This is a genomic window from Marinobacter sp. (assembly GCF_965229985.1).
GTDB lineage: Bacteria > Pseudomonadota > Gammaproteobacteria > Pseudomonadales > Oleiphilaceae > Marinobacter.
The window spans coordinates 3,818,325-3,837,401 of sequence record NZ_OZ245935.1 but is presented as its reverse complement, the minus strand read 5'-3'; the positions used below and the strand labels follow the sequence as shown (position 1 = coordinate 3,837,401).

Genomic DNA, 19,077 nt, shown 5'->3' with positions numbered 1-19,077 from the left:
AAGGACGCTCTGATGCCCGCACATCCTGCAGTACTGACCTCGAAACCCGAATGGCAGACACTGAAGGAACAGCGAGAACGCCTCGACGGCCTTCTCATGAAGGATCTGTTCGAGCAGGATCCCGGGCGGGCAAAGCGCTACTTTATTGAAGGCGCAGGTCTATCACTGGACTTTTCCAAGAACCGGATTACTGATGAGGTGCTGGAGGCATTGCTGGCGCTGGCCAGGAGCTGCAACCTGGAAGCCCGACGGGACGCATTGCTCCGGGGCGAGCGGGTTAACGTTACCGAGGACCGCCCGGCCCTGCACACCGCACTGCGCAATCCTGGAACTGAGACAATCACGGTAGACGGCGAGGACGTGGTCGCTGAGGTTCAGAGCACCCTCACTCGCATGGAAACCCTGGTGAACGATGTTCTGGATCAGCGTCGCACCGGATACACCGGCAAACCTTTCACCGACGTGGTAAGCATCGGAATCGGCGGCTCCTACCTGGGCCCCAAATTGGTAGGCGAAGCCCTTCAACCTTACGCCCAGGCCGGCATTCGCTGCCATTACGTGGCCAACATTGATGGCACAGAAATCTGCGAGACACTTCGCCAGGTACATCCGGAAACCACCCTGTTCCTGATCCAGTCGAAGTCGTTCCGTACCCAGGAAACCCTGGAAAACAGCAAGGTGGCGCGGCAGTGGTTTCTCGATCGCTGCGGTGATGAACAGGCGGTATCGCAGCATTTCATGGCGGTGACCGCCAACGTACCGGCGGCGCAGGACTTCGGCATTGATCCGGACAACGTCTTCCCGATGTGGGACTGGGTAGGCGGTCGTTACTCGCTCTGGTCCGCCATCGGGCTTCCCATTGCCTTCAGCGTTGGCATGGCCAACTTCCGGGCATTGCTTGCCGGTGCCCATGCCATGGACCAGCACTTCCGTGAGGCGCCACTGACAGAAAATCTGCCGGTGATCATGGCCATGCTGGGAATCTGGTACAACAATTTCTGGGGTGCCGAGACCCACGCGATCCTGCCCTACGATCACTACCTGCGCAGCCTGCCGGACCACCTCCAACAGCTGGACATGGAAAGCAACGGCAAGAGCGTGACCCAGGGTGGCGACGCCCTTGCCTGGCAATCTGGCCCGGTCATCTGGGGTGGGGTTGGCGCCAATGGCCAGCACGCCTATCACCAGCTGATCCACCAGGGCACCCGTCTGATTCCGGCGGATTTCATCATCCCCCTGAAAACCCACAACCCGGTGGCCACCCATCACGCAGATCTGTTCGCCAACTGCCTGAGCCAGTCCCGGGCCATGATGGCCGGAAAATCGCTGGACGAAGCCAGGGCAGAACTGGCCGCGGAGGGTCGGACCGAAGCCGAGATTGAACAGCTTGCCCCTCACAAGGTCATCCCGGGCAACAAACCCAGCAACACCCTGACCATGAAAAAGGTTACACCGGAGACCGTGGGCGCACTCATTGCCCTCTACGAGCATCGCACCTTCGTACAGGGGGTGATCTGGGATGTGGATTCGTTTGATCAGTGGGGCGTGGAGCTCGGGAAACAGTTGGGCAAGTGCATCCTGCCGCGCCTGCTCGGCGAGAAAGGCGGCAACCAGGCCAGCGACAGCTCGACCGACCACCTTATTGAACGGTTCCGCTCAACCGGCGGCGATTGAAATCTGCCGGCCCTGCCAGTTGAAATCCACCGGCCAGAGCCTCTGGCCGGTGCTGTATTCCCGCCACAACTGGCCGTAGGATTTACCGCACACCGGATGCGTTTCCTCCGGCGCGATATAAGCCAGCGGGCGCAGCACGAAGGCGTTTTTCAGAATCTCCCCCCGGGGCAGCTCGACGCCCTCTATCCGGCCGACCGCATCGCCGTAGGTGAGAATATCCAGATCAAGGGTTCGCGCGCTGAATTTCGGCACATCCCGACGGCGGCCGTTCTCGGCTTCCAGTTGCTTGAAACGCTGTGACAACTCAGCAACCGGCAGGGTCGTATCCACACCCACCACCAGGTTCAGAAACGGAGACCCGTCAAATCCGACTGCCTCGCTGTCATAGACTGGGGAGATGATCAGTTCACCAAACCATGCAGACAGGGCATCAAGCGCGGCAGTGACATAACGCTCCCTGTCCACGTTGCTGCCAATGCTGATGTAAACCCGGACCTCCGCTGCCATTACCGCACTCCTGTCTCAGTTTTCTCTCCCCGCTCGATCCGCACGCCCACCGCCTGTGCGGCGGGAACGGCACCCGGCTTGCGTATCGCCAGCCGCAACCACTTGATGCCGAGTTCATCCTGCAGAGTTTTCGCCAGGACCTCCGCCCCGTGTTCAAGCAATTTCGGCCTGAGCGCCTGCAGGCAGGACTCGACCCGGGTACTGACGGCAGCGTAATCCAGGGCATCGGCCACATCGTCTGTCTTGCCCGGCACGCTGTTGTCCCAGGCCATTTCCAGATCAATCACCAGGCTCTGGGTGACTTCCCGTTCCCAGTCGTAAACTCCGACCACGGTTTCCACAACCAGGCCTTCGATCAATACGGTGTCTGCCAAGGGTGCTCCCGGATTCTTCAACTCTTTGGTGATTGAATAACGCACAACCAGGGGATACTGTGAACAGACTGGCCTGTGCTTTCAGGGCGGGCATTTTCGCACACATTCACCAGATACGTCTTTGCTTCCGGGCCCATAGCATGCTTCCCAGTGATCCGGTGTTAACGGTTTTGCTCTGCGCCGCCGCTTATGTGGCAGGCTCGGTGCTGTTTGCCCTGCCGGTCTGCCAGCTCTGGAAGCTACCCGATCCCCGGGCCCAGGGCTCTGGCAACCCGGGTGCCACGAACGTCTACCGCACCGGCGGTTGGCCGCCGGCCCTGGTGACTCTTGCGCTGGATGCGGCCAAAGGCTGGTTGCCCGTATGGCTGGCCCATGCCGCCGGCCTTTCCGTGATGGTTCAGGCCGTCGTTGCCCTGTGCGCTGTCACCGGCCACATGATCCCGATTTTCTATCGATTCAAGGGTGGGAAAGGTGTGGCTACGGCGCTCGGCGCCGGCCTCGCCCTGGCACCGATCACAACGCTGATGATGGCCGCTATCTGGATGCTGGTGATCTGGCGGTGGCGCATTTCAGCCCTGGCCTCCCTGGTGGCGATTGTCAGCGGCCCACTGATCAGCGCCTTCATTGAACCGGAAACCCTGCCCCTGTTCGGCCTGCTGGCCCTGCTGATCGTCGTTCGCCACCGCAACAACCTGATCCGGCTGGCCCAGGGCCGCGAAGCCGGGCTTTAATCATCAGTCCACCAATCCGGTGGATCGAGGTTCGTTGATCGGTGGCAGCGTGTTCATGGGCCATCGGGGCACTGCCACAATACGCTCACCATCCTGCTGGCCTGCCTTCAGGCGCTGGGCGCCGGCGTAGGCGATCATCGCACCGTTATCCGTACAGAATTCAGGACGGGCGTAAAACACGTGGGCTTTGAGCTTGCCGGTCATTTTCTCCAGGCCTGCCCGCAGCCGTTTATTGGCGCTGACCCCCCCGGCAATAACCAGTCGCTTGCAGCCTGTCTGCTCCAGAGCACGACGGCATTTGATGGTCAGTGTGTCGACCACAGCGGCTTCAAACGCCAGGGCGATATCCGCCCGGGTCTGGTCATCCAGTCCACCCGACTCGCGTGCCGCATTCACGGTATTGAGCGTGAAGGTTTTCAGACCGCTGAAACTGAAATCCAGCCCGGGCCGGTCGGTCATCGGCCTCGGGAACCGGTAACGGCCTTCGGCACCCTTTTCCGCGAGTGCCGCCACGCGGGGGCCACCCGGATAGTCCAGACCGAGCATCTTGGCCGTCTTGTCAAAGGCCTCACCGGCGGCATCGTCTACCGATTCGCCCAGCATTTCGTACTCGCCAATGCCATCAACCCTGACCAGTTGGGTATGACCACCCGAGACCAGCAGTGCGACGAACGGAAACGCAGGTGGATTGTCTTCCAGCATGGGCGCCAGCAAATGCCCTTCCATGTGGTGCACGCCCAACACAGGAATGCCCAGGGCGAAGCCCAGGGCATGGGCCACCGAGCCGCCCACCATCAGGGCGCCCACCAACCCCGGGCCTGCAGTGTAGGCAATGCCCTCTATGTCTGCCCGACATTTGCCCGCGTCTGACAGCACCTGATCGCACAGGGGCAGCAGCTTGCGGACATGATCCCGCGATGCCAGCTCAGGCACGACACCGCCGTAATCCGCGTGCATGTCAATCTGACTGAACAGGGCGTGCCCCAGCAGCCCTGTTTCGGTGTCATACAGCGCTACGCCGGTTTCATCGCAGGAGGTTTCGATACCTAGAATCAGCATAATGTCGGGCCACATTGGTTGGCAGAAATGAAAACGACGCGCATTTTAGCAGAAACCCGAAACCCACTGGCAGATTCATCGAACAAACATTGACCTTGCTATAACGCAGGCGCTATCATTGCCGCCCTAAAATATGCACTGGTCGAGTTTTAGCCAATCTGACCAGGGATCGAGAACCGGTCTGGCCTTGCCAGACGGACAAAATTGAAACCGAATCTATCAGGTAGGTGATTTTCGAATGCCAGCTGTTAAAGTGAAAGAGAATGAACCGTTTGACGTAGCACTGCGTCGCTTCAAGCGTTCCTGCGAAAAAGCGGGTGTACTTTCTGAAGTACGTCGTCGTGAGCACTACGAGAAGCCGACCGCTGTTCGTAAGCGCAAAGCAGCCGCTGCCGTTAAGCGTCATCTCAAGAAGCTTCAGCGGGAACAGCGCAAGTTCGAGCGTCTGTACTAAGTTTTATCTGACGCCGCTTGACTGCAAAGCACTGATTGCCTGTACAGCCGCAGGCTGCACAGAGCGACTCAAAAATGCCGCCGAGGCCTGGCTTCGGCGGCATTTTTGGCTATTGGCCAACTCCGATGACGGCCTGATGTGGAGCCCCCATGAGCGGACTGATCCCTCAACAGTTTGTTGAAAACCTGCTGGATCGTATCGACCTGGCAGAACTGATCGGTTCACGCATTACGCTCAAGAAAGCCGGAGCCAACTACAAGGCCTGCTGCCCGTTCCACGACGAGAAAACACCCTCGTTCAACGTCCGGCCGGACAAGGGCTTTTACCACTGTTTCGGTTGCGGCGCCCATGGCGATGCCATCAGCTTTGTCAGGGAGTTTGAAGGCCTGGGCTTTACCGAGGCGGTTGAGGAGCTGGCCAAACGGGTGGGGCTGGAAGTGCCTTACGACCGGGCGGCCAAGCAGGAAATCCAGCAGGCGCGAACATTAACCGACGCCCTGGACTTTGCCAGCCGTTTCTACCAGTCATCGCTCAGGGGTCAGCAAGGCGCCTATGCGCGGGACTACCTGCAGCAACGGGGCCTGGACAACAGCATCATCGAGCAGTACCAGGTGGGCTACGCCCCTTCAACCGGTACCGCGCTGTTTGATGCCGCCAGCAAGGATCTGCAGGGCCCGCTGATTGAAACCGGGACGGTTTCCGACAAGTACGGCAGGCCCAGGGACCTGTTCCGCAACCGGGTAATGTTCCCGATTCGCAACACCCGGGGCAGAACCGTTGCGTTTGGCGGCCGCACCCTGGGGGACGACAAGGCGAAATACATCAACTCTCCGGAGTCGGATGTATTCCACAAAAGCCGCGAGATCTACGGCCTGTTCGAAGCCAAACAGGCCATCCGACAGCTGGACAAGCTGCTGGTGGTTGAGGGCTACATGGATGTGATCGCCCTCGCCCAGCACGGCATCCACTATGCGGTTGCGACACTGGGCACGGCGACGAACCAGGACAGCCTGACAGCCCTGTTGAAGCAGGTAAGGCACATTGTGTTCTGCTTTGATGGCGACCAGGCCGGCTTCCGGGCCGCCGACAGGGCGATGGAAAACGCGCTGGAACTGATGGCCGACGGCCTGCACCTTCAGTTTCTGATGCTGCCCCAGGGCGAGGACCCGGACACCCTTGTGCGCAAGGAGGGGCCGGAAGCGTTCCAGAAACGCATTGAAGGGGCAACGCCTCTGTCACGGTACCTGTTTGACCGGCAGAGCGAAGGCTTGGACCTGCAACTGCCGGAGCACCGGGGCGAACTACGGGCCAGGGTTGAACCTCTGCTCAACAAGATGCCCAGAAGCACACTCCGGGATGCCATGTGGCACGAAATGCTCCGCCTTTGCGGTGGCCGTAACCAGTGGCAGAACCGCCAGCAGGGCCAGAAAGGATGGCGGAACGGCGAGCGACGGGATCGGGTTTCCGAAGATCGCATTGATGTAAAGCTCAGCAAGGACAGCATTCTGTGCCTTGCCCTGCTGGAAGCACCGGACCTGGCCACCGAGGTGACCGAACTGGCCAGCAGCTCCCGGCAGTTCAACCAGGCCCGGAATTTTGCCGAATGGATTCTGGCAAACGACATCCGGGACCGGAAAACACTGGTGCGCGCGCTGGCACTGGATACGACCGCTCGCGAGCGGTTTTACCATCTGTTTGACGGGATTGAACATATTCCGGCGCGGGAGAGCACACTGGCCGCAGCCCGGGAGCTTCTGAGCCCAAACGAAGAGGCATCCCGCCAGCAGCGGCTTGCCACACTATTGAGAAACCTTTCGAGCCTCACAAGCGAGGAACGACAGGAGCTGAGAGCCCTGAGCAGTGGCACCGGGGACTAGCAGCACTTGAAACTTGACGCACTGATCACCATCTAACCATTCGGTGGCAGAGCAACCGAGCGACAGCTATAATGGCTGTTTAACTTTTTTCCTTCTAAAAGCGAGTTCACAGGGTGTCTATGTCAGGCAATTCGCAAAAATCACGTTTGAAAGACCTCATTGCACGAGGCAAGGAACAAGGTTACCTGACTTACGCCGAGGTAAACGACCACCTCCCGGAAGACATCGCCGACCCGGATCAGGTCGAAGACATCATTCGCATGATCAACGACATGGGTATCCAGGTGTGCGAAGAAACACCAGACGCCGATACCCTGCTGATGACCGAGGGCGACTCCACCGCTGACGAAGCCGCCGCCGCTGAAGCCGCCGCCGCTCTGGCCGCCGTTGAAACCGATGCTGGCCGCACCACGGATCCGGTGCGCATGTACATGCGCGAAATGGGTACCGTCGAGCTGCTGACCCGCGAAGGCGAAATCGTTATCGCCAAGCGCATCGAAGAAGGCATCCGCGATGTGATGGCCGCCGTTGCCCACTTCCCGGGTACTGCCGGCACAGTCATTCAGGCCTACGACCGTATTCTCGAAAACGAAGGCCGCATCAGCGACATCGTAACGGGCTTCCTCGATCCGGACGACGCCGAGCCGTTCATGGGTGAGGAAACCACCACCGAGAGTTCCGACGATTCCGATTCCTCGTCCGACGATGACGACGATTCCTCGGAAGAAGAAACCGATAACGGCCCGGATCCGGAAGAGACCCGCCTCCGGTTCGAACTGCTCAACGAAAAGCTGGATGCCGCCAACAAGGCCCTGGCCAAGCACGGCCGTTCCGACAAGAAAACCCAGGAAGCCCTGAACGAGCTGGGCCAGGTATTCGCACCGTTCAAGCTTGCCAACAAGGCGTTTGACGAGCTGGTCAACGTGGTTCGTTCCACCAACGACCTGGTTCGTGAGAACGAACGCGCGATCATGCAAATCTGTGTTCGCGAGTGCAAAATGCCCCGCAAGGACTTCATCAAGTCGTTCCCGGGCAACGAGACCAACCTGGATTGGGCCGAGAAGATCGCCAAGAGCAAGAAGCCTTACGCAGCGCCCATGGCCGAGCGTATTGACGAGATTGTTCGCCTGCAGAAGCGCATCCAGAACGTGCAGACCGAAGTGGATCTGGACGTTGCCGACATCAAGGAAATCAACCGTCGCGTCTCCATCGGCGAGGCCAAGGCACGCCGTGCCAAGAAAGAGATGGTTGAGGCCAACCTGCGTCTGGTTATTTCCATCGCCAAGAAGTACACCAACCGCGGCCTGCAGTTCCTGGACCTGATCCAGGAGGGCAACATCGGCCTGATGAAGGCGGTGGACAAATTCGAGTACCGCCGGGGCTACAAGTTCTCGACCTACGCCACCTGGTGGATTCGTCAGGCCATCACCCGCTCTATCGCGGATCAGGCCCGCACCATCCGTATTCCGGTGCACATGATCGAGACCATCAACAAGCTCAATCGGATCTCGCGGCAGATGCTGCAGGAGATGGGTCGCGAACCCACGCCGGAAGAACTGGGCGAGCGCATGGAAATGCCTGAGGACAAAATCCGCAAGGTATTGAAGATCGCCAAAGAGCCGATCTCCATGGAGACTCCGATTGGCGACGACGAAGACAGCCATCTGGGTGACTTCATCGAAGATATCCAGGCCCTATCCCCGGTGGATTCCGCCACTGCCGAAGGCCTGCGCGAAGCCACCCGCTCGGTACTGGCCGGCCTCACCGCCCGCGAGTCCAAGGTTCTGCGGATGCGCTTCGGTATCGAGATGAACACCGACCACACCCTGGAAGAAGTCGGCAAGCAGTTCGACGTCACCCGGGAGCGGATCCGTCAGATCGAAGCCAAGGCCCTGCGCAAACTGCGTCACCCGTCACGCTCCGATCACCTGCGCGGCTTTATCGACGATCAGGGCAACGGATAAGCACCACAACAGTAGCGGGCGCCACACCTCACCGGTATAATGGCGCCCGCTTTGTTTCCCCCCAGGAAACACCTTTCAAAACAGCATTCGCTGAACGGGCCTATAGCTCAGTTGGTTAGAGCAGGGGACTCATAATCCCTTGGTCGCTGGTTCGAGTCCAGCTGGGCCCACCATATTTCAATGACTTACCAGCCAACGCCTTAGATTTCATCCGAATGGTGTCAACCAACTGTCAACAACCATTAGTTGACAGGAACACCTTACAAGGTGCAGGTTTTGCTCCCAGATACATAAGTATCCGTCGATGCCAAGTAATACTTGGGCGACAAGTCCTAAGGCCGCTTTTTGCGGCCTTAGTTGTTTCTAGACCAAGAAAATTATGCACTACATCTGCTACGTCTACGAAGCCGGTTGCCCAGGCCAACTCCCTTCAAGAACAAGCAACGTCCAGCCATGCATCGTAATTACTGGATTATTCGTACCTCAAGAAAATATTGCCGAGTTAACGCGGGAGTACCTACACCTAAAGCGCACATTCAATCCGAGGCACGCTGGGTCTCTTCAGCACGACCTTTAACTCATTTTATACGAGATAAAAGGGTCTGATCTGCGTACGGATATTCGTAAGAAAGGCCGAAACACTCGACGCAGGGCATTTGGGTGGCTGGACAAAACTCTGGACCTACTGGAAAGACTGAACTGTCGAATAGTGTCTAGAATATATGTAAAGCCGCCGGGTGGGGCTTTCGACGGAAAGAAAGTTTACTCCGCGTCGATACAAAAGATTTGTGAAGCATTCCAGTCTTTCCTTGAGGAGCGAGAAGGAAATGGAATTGTAATTGCGGACTCACGCACTCCTGCACAGAATCAAAATGTATCCCAATCCGTCTTCACCCAGAAGTTCAAGGTGAATGGAGACCGGTATGACAGAGTTCTGGAGATGCCCTTATTCGGCCACAGCGAGAACCACGCAGGACTGCAAATGGTAGACTGGATTTCATCGAGTTTGCTATTTCCCATAGCCACCAAAACCTACTGTGACGGTTATATTCAGTCGATACATCTGCATCAAAAGGATGCTCTGATCAAATCTCGATATTCAGATCGGCTAAGAAATCTCCAGTACAGATACCAGGTTGAGAAAAACAACGGAGTTTTCAGGTACTCCGGCGGCATAACTGTCAATGACGGAATATCTCAAAAATCGTCGGTGTACATGTTTCGTTGAATCCGGCAAATGGTTTTGATTGGCAAGAAAAAATGCCCAAAACTATAAAAACCTCGACAACGAAATCAACGCGGATATTTCACGAATTCCTTACTTAACGTCGCACACAAAGGACTCGACCGTGTGACAGACCAAGAGGTTGTAAAAGCAGCCCTTGAAGTCTGGCATCAGGTCTGTGTCCCGTCGCCTCTGATGCGAAGGCGAACCTTCCTGAGCGTTTGTCCCGGGAGCGTATCGACGGGCTGGCACAATCCTAGAGTCTCGATCACGATCTCAGGCCGTTTATGAAAGCCCTACTTCCCTTCCAAACCCGGCACTATAAGCGCGGACTTGATAAAACTGCAGCTTGAATTCATTGCTCAGGCCAGAGATCCTTTCTCGGCGACTTCATTCAAGTAATCCGGGGCCAGATGCGCATACCGCATTGTCAGCTTCAGATCTGAATGTCCCAGGCCTTTCTGCAGTGTCAGTATATGACCTCCATTCATCACGAAGTGACTGGCGAGCGTGTGCCTGCAAATATGAGTCAGTTGCCCTTTTGTTAATTTGATGCCGCCTCTCTCAAGGGCGGATCTGAAGGCGCTGAAGCAGGACTGGAACGGCAGTTCGGGCTCGTCGATTTTCAGTCGACGTAACTTTTCCAACGGGTTTTTCCCTTTCCAATGGCCTTGCCGGATCAGCTCGTTAAATACTGCTGTGAGATAGGCCTGCTCATGGTTCTGGGTGTTCTCTGAAATACCGGAATCCAACCGGGGCTGCAATAAGTGCAAAGTCGACAGGCTTGAATCTGACGATGACATGACTCAAAAAGCTGAGAGTGCAACCAGCTAAGTCGGTAATTGCAGAAATAATCTAACGCTTAATGAATTTTACTGCTGCCCCTGGAAGTCAGATCGATGTCCGATTTCCAAGGGCAGAGCATAATAAGGGGGGCGCACTACAGGTGTTGAGGTGGTATCAGACACGCCTTCTGCGAAGGCCGACTAGCGATAACAGACCAAATCCTAGAAGTGCCAGCGAACCCGGCTCCGGCACTTGTACGCTGGGCCCGAGATCCATGGAAAGCAGACTGCCTGCTTTTTTTCCGCTTTCATCCAGAAAGCGAACCTTCAGGTGCGGTGTGTCAGTGTAGTTGGCAACGCCCGAGTCAAAGGTAAAGGAAAACAGCATACCGTCGGCCAAGTTCGCTGAACCAGTCCAACATGGGTGATTGATTCCACCGGTCAGCGCCTGGCATCCATTGGCATTTAAACCCCAGCCATTAATGTTACCTCCAAATGTACCAGGACCAGCCAGAAAGATATCACTTGGACTGGAGACTGCTCCCACATCGTTGATAGCGATAGAATCAATCGTGAGCGCACTGGCCCAATCACCTGTGAGGTCGGCAGGATCAGCATCAATCTGAAGATTCATCGTGTTTCCGGCCCACGATGAGGAAAACGTCGCCCCCTGAAATGTCAGCAACCCAGCGGATGCGGTCAGAGGTGCCAGCCCAACAAATGTTAGAACGATACTGGCCAACTTACTGCGAAGCATCGAAGTCATGATTTTTTCCCCAAAAACTAAATCCGGTTGATAAATCGTTGTTGCAACCACTAATCCACAACGACTCCATATCTAACAAAAAGCAAAAAAACGGCCAGAAACTTCATGTTTATGTATTCAAACGTTTTCTTTTTTTCGTCGCTTTAGGCCAAACATAGGACTGTAAAATTTCCCGACACCAATAACCCAAAGCATTCTATAGATAGTCATGCCAAGTGGCGTCAAAATTCGCAAGGGGACCGCGTCCAGCATGGCTTCCTAGTAGACAACGATGTTGCAATAAGTCTAGCGGACAAGTAACAAGCTTTTTAGGGTCGGCACCTGTGCCCAATAGAACAGCGCTGAAACACAATGGCATCCACTCTAGGCTTTTGCGGTATTTAAAGGCGAACTTCGGTGGATGCTAGCACCACTACTTCCTTTAGTCGCTATGAAACTGAGCGAATTCTTTCCATGTGACAATCGCGTATTTATACATGGTTTTGCCGACACTCATTTTTGTCAAAAAAGCCAACGTCCCGAAAAGACAAGCCGAATACACTACCTCCTGAACAAAAATACCAGCCGTGCTCACCACCCGCGCGGCGCGAGTACAAAAACAACGACGTAATGGAGTGTATCAATGGCTTTTTCCTCCCTTTCCCGGTCAAGGGCACTGTCTCTTGCGATCGCCGCCGCCACTGTCGGCTTCTCTGTTCCAGTTAACGCCAGCATGGGCAACCTTGGCACCACCTATGGCGTTATGCCGGTGGATGTCGCTACGGCCCAATCCTTATCCATGTTCAATGACCAGGTGTCAGCCACCTATTACAACCCAGCCTATCTGACCAAAGATGAGCGTGGCGAGCTGACCTCTGGCATTCTGCACGCCGAGCAGGAGCTGCGCTCTGCCAACCCGAATGCCACCAATGGCGACATCCTGGCCAATTCGCCGAGCCAGCACGTGCTGATTGGCATGAAAACCAATCTGGGTTCCTTGACTCGCTTCAAGCACCCGATCTATCTGGGCTTTATTGCCGGCGTCGAGAAATACGGTAAGGAAATGCTGGCGTTCGATTCGCAGACCACGGAGAACGGCCAGTTCCTGCAGTACGGTAAGGAGCCTTTGTTCCTGAACATCGGTGGCGCCACGCCAATCTGGCGAGGCATCTCCGCTGGTGCGTCTGTGCGTGTCACCCTGGACGCCCAGGCAAACCTCGATGCGGTATCTACTCTTGGTGGCGAGACCAGCCGGGAACGTCTTGCCGTCAATGCCGAGCCGTCACTGAAAACCATTCTGGGCACCACCATTGATCTGGGCAGCACGTTTTGCCCAGACAGCGAGTGCTTCCTGAACGGCTGGGAAACCGCATTCACCTATCGAACGAAATCAGCAGCCTCCACATCGGTGGACTCCAACATCATTGTCACCCAGACCATTCCGGATCCCGGCCTGAGTCTGGCAGTCTCTACCATTGATTCCTTCCAGCCGGAAACCTTCGGCTTTGGCGCTCAATACAAGGGCGAAAACTGGCGGATTGGTGGCAGCGTGGAGCAGCAGAACTGGTCAGAGCTGGAGAACGAATTTTCTTCCGACACGATCAAGGACCAGCAGTCTGTGCCAGCAGGCAGCCGGATTCAGTTCGACGACGTGCTGATTCCACGGATCGGCGCCGAGTACGCCCTGAACAAGAACTTCTCCGTGCGCGGCGGAATTGCCTATGAGGAATCACCACTCAAGTCGACCCGTAATCCGGAGATCAATTATCTCGATACCGACAAGATTGTCGTCGGCCTGGGCCTGAGCGCCACCTACGACCGTACCCGTCTGCTGGCCTACCCCGTCCGTCTGGACATTGGTTACCAGTACCAGCAGCTGCAGGAACGGGATTTCACGCTGGTGGATTTTGACGGCAATGAAACACCGGTTACGGCAGACGGCGACGTTCACGTTGTCAGCGGCTCCATCACCCTGAAGTTTTAAGGAGGGCACGCCATGAAATACAACAAAACACTGGCACTGGTTCCCGCCCTGTTACTGGCCGCTTGTGGCGGCGACGAACAGACCATGAACGAGACAGTCTCTCCCGGCTCGGTGATTTATTCCTATCCGGCCGACGGGCAGGCGGATGTCAGCCCGAAGGCCGACGTCGTTCTGCGCTTCAGCCATGCCGTGACCGACGAGGATGCGGACCTGCAAAACAAGATTCTGGTTGAATCCCAGGGCCAGCCCGTGCCTTTCTCGATCAGCCGGGTGGACGGGGGCAAGAGTCTGAAGCTGTCCCCTGCCTCAGAGCTCGATCACCTCGGCGCCTACACGGTGACCTTTAGCGAGCCACTGATTGCCGAAGGCGGTCGGCAGATAGAAACCCCCAACGCGGTAGGTGACGCCGGCATTCAGTTCCAGACCCGGGGCAGTTTCTCCGGGCCAGCGAGCACAACCAACTCGGCCGAGGGTTTTGGTATTGCCTGGCAGGTGCCGGCAAACAATAGTCCCTTCGAGGCGATGAACTTCTCTACTTTCCGTCTGGCAATGACCCACCCTGTCCACCCCGAGTGGGAGGCCCTGGGCGGTTCGATCCAGCTTCTTGATGGCAACGGCGATGAAGTACCGGTGACGGTTCTGGTCAAAGGCAACCGGATAACCGTTGACCCCTGTGTGGTCGAGGACCCAAGGGAATGTGGCAGCAAAGCCGACGTTCTGGATACCAACCAGACCTACACGCTGCATTTCGAGAACCTGGCCAGCCTGACAGCGCCGGACGCGGAACGGTTCAGTGAGGAGATCGCATTTACTCCCCGCGAGACTGGCCCTACAGTCGTACTGCAGCAATCTGCTGTTGATTCGGGCCTGGCGGCAGGCGCTGCGGAAGAGGATGCAACCCGATCGGTTCTGAATGGGCAGATCATCAACGGTGTGACTCTCAATTCAGTTCTGCAGGGCGAAGCTGGCCCTTCCCAACAGACTGGTGATCTGTTTGCAGAGCTGGCCTTTGCACCGGCGTTCGAGGCTAATGAGGCACTTCCGTTGCGCATAGCCCGCGGCAGCGTGCTGAACAGCACCAGCCTTGACGTTCTGGTGGGTGGCGAAGTTCCGGTTCTGGATGCCGCCACCGGCCAACTCCAGACCACCGGTAACATCAAAGTCACCATGTTGTCGGATGCCTCCGGCTATCTCAGCCCCAATCCCTATACCGACGACCTGAGCGCACCACGGCACATCACGTTGTTTATGGATGTTTCCATGAACACTGAAAATGCCCAGCCCAACGCGGCTCTGTCGCAGGACCTGATGGGGGTGGAACTGCGCGGTATCGCCCTGGTGCAGGATGGGGTGCTGACCATCGACGCCATTGGCATGGTGGAACCCAACCTTCTTGGGCAGGAGTACACCGACTCGACCATCGCGTTCCATCTGCAGGCAGCCACCGATGCCGACTCAGTGCTTGATGCCGAGATGCTCCGTGAACTGGACAGCACACCACCAAGCCTGGTCAGCTGGATGCCCGGCCCGGACAACGCCATTCCGGATACGCGCCAGTCGATGCAGCGCCCCGGGGATCCGGTCATTCTGTTCTTTGATGAGCCCCTTGCCCCGGACTCGATTAATCAGGGAGTCTCACTGATAGCCGATGGTGTTCCTGTCGAGACACTTGAGACAAGACTGGACGGAACTGCCGTAACCCTTAACCCTGGCGATGGTCTGCGCCATGGCGTTGACTACGAAGTCGTCATTGATGGTTTAACCGATCTGGCCGGAAATCCAGCTACCACGGCTCCCTTGCAGTTTTCACTGGCCGATATTGGCGACTCCTCTGTGACCAGGCGCCCTGCCCTTGCCCTGACAACCTATCCCGGTTATCCCTGCGAGACCGACCACAGCCTACTGGACCTCTCCGCCGGCATACTTGGCCAGTGTTATTCGGATGGGGGTATCGGCGACACTCTGCCAGTCAGCACCATGCCGTCAGATCGCCCCATTACCGTGGTCTTTTCAAAGTCCATGGACCTGAACTCCATCATTCCGGGCGACACGTTTATCGTTGAAAAAGTGAGCCAGGAACCAAATGGCTCCGTCACGGTTCTTGAAAACGAGGTGCCTGGCCGGCTCGAAAAGAATCTCCAACGGATACGCTTCTACCCGGACCAGCCCTGGGAAGCCGGCGCGCACTACCGGTATACCCTCAAGTCTTCTGAAGGTGCGGGAACCTGCACGGCTGGAGCCTATACCTCGATTTGCGATTCCGATGGCCTGGCCCTGAAAACCGATCTGCTTGAAGGGTTGGATGACGGCGGTGGCAACAACGGCCCAGATGACATGGTGATCTATTTCACCGGAACCGAGCCACTGGACAGCGTGTTCACGCCGCTGCGGAACCTGCCAGTACGCGATACCAACGCCAACTTCCTGGTGGACTGCAACTCCAATACCAATCCGGACTGTCTTGAGCCTTTTGCCCACGAGGGCAGCGACGATGACGGATGGGCCGCTTCAGCCAATTCAACCAAACTGAGGGTCCGTAATAACCAGGCCTCGGCCTCTCCACCTGTCATCGTCGCCAGCACGGCCGACGCGAGGGTTGGTTGCGAGACCGGTGAGCAGTGCCCCAAGGACAAGTTCATTTACCAGACCTACGCCCTCAACACAGAAGTTGTCGGCCCTGGCGTGTATGAACCAACCGGTGATGAGGGGATTCTGGTGAACCTGTATCCGACGCAATTGGCGACCACATCGATCAGTGTGTTTACAGAGCTTCGGGTTTTTGGATTTATCCCACTTCAAGAGGAGTCCATTACCAATACCCAGGTTCTCCGCATGCGCTATGCCAAGGACGATCCGGCGTGTTCCGGCCCGGGCTGCAGCCGCTCTGGCCTGATACCCGGGGTGATAACCGAAGGTGAGAATGGCCAACCGGTATTCAAGACCCGCGCCGAACTGATGCTTGATGCACCCGACATGGAAATTCCGTTGGGTGGCCGCCACGACCTTTATGGCCGGGAATTTGTGCTTGAACTTGAAGGCAATATCACCTTCTTCGATGACGGCAGGATGCAGATTGAGCAACGCAACTCCAACCTGGTCGACATTAACGTTCGGGCGCGAGCCCTGGGGGTTCCCGGTGGTGAAATTGTGACGATCGATCTGCCCCTGCAGATCCCCGAGCAAGGCGTCTACCTCAACTTCATCTCAAACCCGGTCAAAGAAATCCCGGCAGAGCAGTAAAAGGCTCTGAAACCTCTGAAAAGGGCCAGCCTCCGGGTTGGCCCTTTTTGCACCGGGTACAACCGAGGGTTATTTCCCCCTCCAAGTCATTTACTGCTAATCTGGTTGCAGATTGAAACCGCTATAGCAAAACAACAATTTTCAGGAGAGGCCCTTCATGGAAAATGGCACCCACTATCGTACCTGTCACCTTTGCGAGGCCATGTGCGGTGTCGCGATCGAAATGAAGGACGGACAGATTGCCTCCATCAAGGGTGACGAAAATGATCCATTGAGCCGGGGGCACATTTGCCCGAAGGCGGTTGCTCTGCAAGACCTGCACGAGGATCCGGACCGCCTGAAGAAGCCTGTTCGGAAAACCGGGACCGGCTGGCAGGAAATGGAGTGGGACGAGGCCTTTGATCTGGTCGCGGAGAAACTCCATCAGACCCGTCAGGACCACGGTCGCAACAGCATCGGCGTGTACCTGGGCAATCCGAACGTCCATAACCATGGTTCTCTGGTTGCCACCATGCCGCTGCTGCGGGCCATCGGGACCCAGAACCGGTTTTCAGCAACTTCTAACGATCAGCTGCCCCACATGCTGGCCAGCCTGGAGATGTTCGGGCATCAGGTTCTGTTTCCGATTCCGGATATCGATCACACGGATCTGTTTATCTGCATCGGCGCCAACCCCATGGCGTCCAATGGCAGCCTGATGACGGTTCCGGACTTCCGCGGGCGACTCAAAGCCCTGAAGCAACGCGGCGGCAGGATGATCGTGGTTGATCCACGCCGGACTGAAACCGCCAAGCTGGCCGACGAGTTCCACTTTATCCGGCCCGGAAGCGATGCCCTGCTGCTCATGGCCATGGTGCATACATTGTTTGAAGAAGGCTTGGTGGATCCGGGTCCGGCCGAGAGGCTGGTGAAAGACGTCGACCTTCTGCGTCTGGCGGCCATTTCCTTCACCCCTGAATCTGTCAGCGAGCACACCGGCATCTCCGCAAAGGATATCCGGGCACTGGCCCGTGAGCTAGCCACAACCCGGAAGGCGGCACTTTACACTCGCATGGGCACCAGCACCCAGACATTTGGCGGTGTTGCCACATGGCTGGCCTACTGCCTCAATATCCTGACCGGCAAACTGGATCTTCCGGGCGGCATGCTGTTTTCTCAACCGGCCATTGATCTGGTGGAACTGGGCGCCATGGCCGGGCAGAAAGGGCACTTCGGCAAGCGCCACAGCCGTGTAAAGGGACTGCCTGAATTCGGCGGGGAATACCCGGCCAGTACCATGGCCGATGAGATGCTGACCCCCGGCGAAGGGCAGATCCGGGCCTTTGTCACCGTTGCCGGCAACCCGGTGCTCTCCAGCCCCAACGGGCGGCGTCTGGAAGAGGCTCTGGGCGGCCTCGATTTCATGGTCTCGGTGGACTATTACCTGAACGAAACCACCCGGCATGCCGATATCATTCTTCCGCCGACAGCTGCGCTGGAACGCAGCCACTACGATCTGATCTTCAGCATGTTTGCGGTGCGCAATGTCGCCAAGTACAGCGAAGCATTGTTCGATGCCGGCCCGGATACCCGTCATGACTGGCAGATTTTACTGGAACTGGCCCACCGGCTGGAAAAGATCCGGAAAGGCGGGCGCCTGCCCCTGCGCACGGAGCTGGGCTGGCGCGCATTCAAGCAGATTGGTCCGGATCCCATTCTCGATCTGTTGTTGCGCTCCGGCCCCTACGGCGCCGATGCCGGGCGCGCGCGCGGATTGCTGCAGCCAGCCGTCGATCTGGTGATGGACATTCTGCCGAAACGACACCTGCTTCGTGGACTGGCCAAACTCAGCCCTCTTAACCGAAGCTGGCAGGAACTACCAAAAGGGCTTTCCCTGAGCGCCCTGAAGGAAAACCCGAACGGTGTCGATCTTGGGCCGCTGAAACCATCCCTGCCGGAGCGCCTGTTTACACGCGATGGCAAGATCAACCTTGCGCCCAGGCGCTATCTTGACGATCTCGGCCGGCTGCACGATGCACTGGCTGCGCCGACCGGAGACTCCCTGCAACTGATCGGCAGACGCCATGTCCGCAGCAATAATTCCTGGATGCATAACAGTCAGCGACTGGTAAAGGGCAAGGATCGTTGCACCCTGATAATTCACCCCAGAGATGCCAGTCGTCTCGGTTTGCAGGCCGCTGACTCGGCGGAAATCGCATCTGACTCCCGACAGATTGTGCTACCAGTCGAGATTTCTGAAGATATTATGCCCGGCGTGGTGTCGATTCCCCACGGCTGGGGCCACGACCGGGAGGGAACCGGCCAGTCGGTGGCGGCTGCACACGCTGGCGCCAGCATCAATGACGTTCTCAGCGACGGCCCCACTGATCCGCTCTCGGGTACTTCCGTATTGAATGGACAGCCTGTTGCTGTCAAAGTCTGGCGCCCGGAGCGCCAACGTAAACGGGCCTGATTCGAA

General features: G+C 57.2%; 14 protein-coding genes and 1 tRNA gene. 10 read left to right on the top strand and 5 right to left on the bottom strand.

The window, feature by feature from the left end:
• The first annotated feature begins 12 nt into the window (after positions 1–12).
• Positions 13–1,674 carry a glucose-6-phosphate isomerase gene (pgi, locus tag ACO06L_RS17540; RefSeq protein ID WP_064228540.1) on the top strand — a complete coding sequence of 554 codons (1,662 nt, stop codon included), beginning with the start codon at positions 13–15 and terminating at the stop codon, positions 1,672–1,674.
• Here pgi and folK read toward each other — a convergent pair.
• Positions 1,657–2,181: a 2-amino-4-hydroxy-6-hydroxymethyldihydropteridine diphosphokinase gene (gene folK / locus ACO06L_RS17535; RefSeq protein ID WP_064228539.1), complete on the bottom strand. Its 525-nt coding sequence runs from the start codon at positions 2,179–2,181 to the stop codon at positions 1,657–1,659. The two genes, pgi and folK, sit on opposite strands and share 18 nt — an antisense overlap.
• Positions 2,181–2,555 (bottom strand): dihydroneopterin aldolase, encoded by a 375-nt coding sequence (folB, locus tag ACO06L_RS17530; RefSeq protein WP_064228538.1) that lies wholly within the window; start codon positions 2,553–2,555, stop codon positions 2,181–2,183. The genes folK and folB overlap by 1 nt, the downstream gene beginning before the upstream one ends.
• A 140-nt stretch (positions 2,556–2,695) precedes the next feature.
• Between folB and plsY the strand changes: the two genes are divergently transcribed.
• Positions 2,696–3,286 carry a glycerol-3-phosphate 1-O-acyltransferase PlsY gene (gene plsY / locus ACO06L_RS17525; RefSeq protein ID WP_104323378.1) on the top strand — a complete coding sequence of 197 codons (591 nt, stop codon included), beginning with the start codon at positions 2,696–2,698 and terminating at the stop codon, positions 3,284–3,286.
• Between the two features lie 3 nt (positions 3,287–3,289).
• Here the strand turns inward: plsY and tsaD are convergent, their stop codons facing one another.
• Positions 3,290–4,345: a tRNA (adenosine(37)-N6)-threonylcarbamoyltransferase complex transferase subunit TsaD gene (gene tsaD, locus ACO06L_RS17520; RefSeq protein WP_202347937.1), complete on the bottom strand. Its 1,056-nt coding sequence runs from the start codon at positions 4,343–4,345 to the stop codon at positions 3,290–3,292.
• Between the two features lie 238 nt (positions 4,346–4,583).
• On the opposite strand from tsaD, the gene rpsU reads away from it, so the two are divergent.
• The 5 genes from rpsU (at position 4,584) to ACO06L_RS17495 (ending at position 9,868) form a co-directional block, all read left to right on the top strand.
• On the top strand, positions 4,584–4,799 hold the full coding sequence (gene rpsU, locus ACO06L_RS17515; protein ID WP_007153483.1) for a 30S ribosomal protein S21: 216 nt from the start codon (positions 4,584–4,586) through the stop codon (positions 4,797–4,799).
• A gap of 149 nt (positions 4,800–4,948) precedes the next feature.
• The gene (gene dnaG, locus ACO06L_RS17510; RefSeq protein ID WP_202347938.1) at positions 4,949–6,676 is read left to right on the top strand and encodes a DNA primase; all 1,728 of its coding nucleotides are present in this window, start codon (positions 4,949–4,951) and stop codon (positions 6,674–6,676) included.
• Between the two features lie 119 nt (positions 6,677–6,795).
• A complete protein-coding gene (rpoD, locus tag ACO06L_RS17505; protein WP_064228536.1) occupies positions 6,796–8,640 on the top strand; it encodes an RNA polymerase sigma factor RpoD in 1,845 nt (614 codons plus the stop codon).
• A gap of 96 nt (positions 8,641–8,736) precedes the next feature.
• Positions 8,737–8,813, top strand: a tRNA-Ile gene (locus ACO06L_RS17500).
• Between the two features lie 407 nt (positions 8,814–9,220).
• Entirely contained in the window at positions 9,221–9,868 is a 648-nt protein-coding gene (locus ACO06L_RS17495; protein WP_421846202.1) for a DUF3800 domain-containing protein, read from the top strand.
• A gap of 359 nt (positions 9,869–10,227) precedes the next feature.
• On the opposite strand, the gene ACO06L_RS17490 is transcribed toward ACO06L_RS17495, so the two are convergent.
• Complete coding sequence (locus ACO06L_RS17490; RefSeq protein WP_064228382.1) at positions 10,228–10,617, bottom strand: phage integrase; 390 nt, start codon at positions 10,615–10,617, stop codon at positions 10,228–10,230.
• A gap of 208 nt (positions 10,618–10,825) precedes the next feature.
• Entirely contained in the window at positions 10,826–11,467 is a 642-nt protein-coding gene (locus ACO06L_RS17485; RefSeq protein WP_138103111.1) for a PEP-CTERM sorting domain-containing protein, read from the bottom strand.
• A 571-nt stretch (positions 11,468–12,038) separates the two neighbouring features.
• Between ACO06L_RS17485 and aupA the strand changes: the two genes are divergently transcribed.
• From aupA to ACO06L_RS17470, 3 genes are all read left to right on the top strand, one after another.
• Entirely contained in the window at positions 12,039–13,379 is a 1,341-nt protein-coding gene (gene aupA, locus ACO06L_RS17480) for an alkane uptake protein AupA (protein ID WP_202347940.1), read from the top strand.
• A gap of 12 nt (positions 13,380–13,391) precedes the next feature.
• Complete coding sequence (locus ACO06L_RS17475) at positions 13,392–16,619, top strand: Ig-like domain-containing protein (RefSeq protein ID WP_202347941.1); 3,228 nt, start codon at positions 13,392–13,394, stop codon at positions 16,617–16,619.
• A gap of 157 nt (positions 16,620–16,776) precedes the next feature.
• Positions 16,777–19,071, top strand: a complete 2,295-nt coding sequence (locus ACO06L_RS17470; RefSeq protein WP_202347942.1) for a molybdopterin-dependent oxidoreductase — start codon at positions 16,777–16,779, stop codon at positions 19,069–19,071.
• The last annotated feature ends 6 nt before the right edge of the window (positions 19,072–19,077 follow it).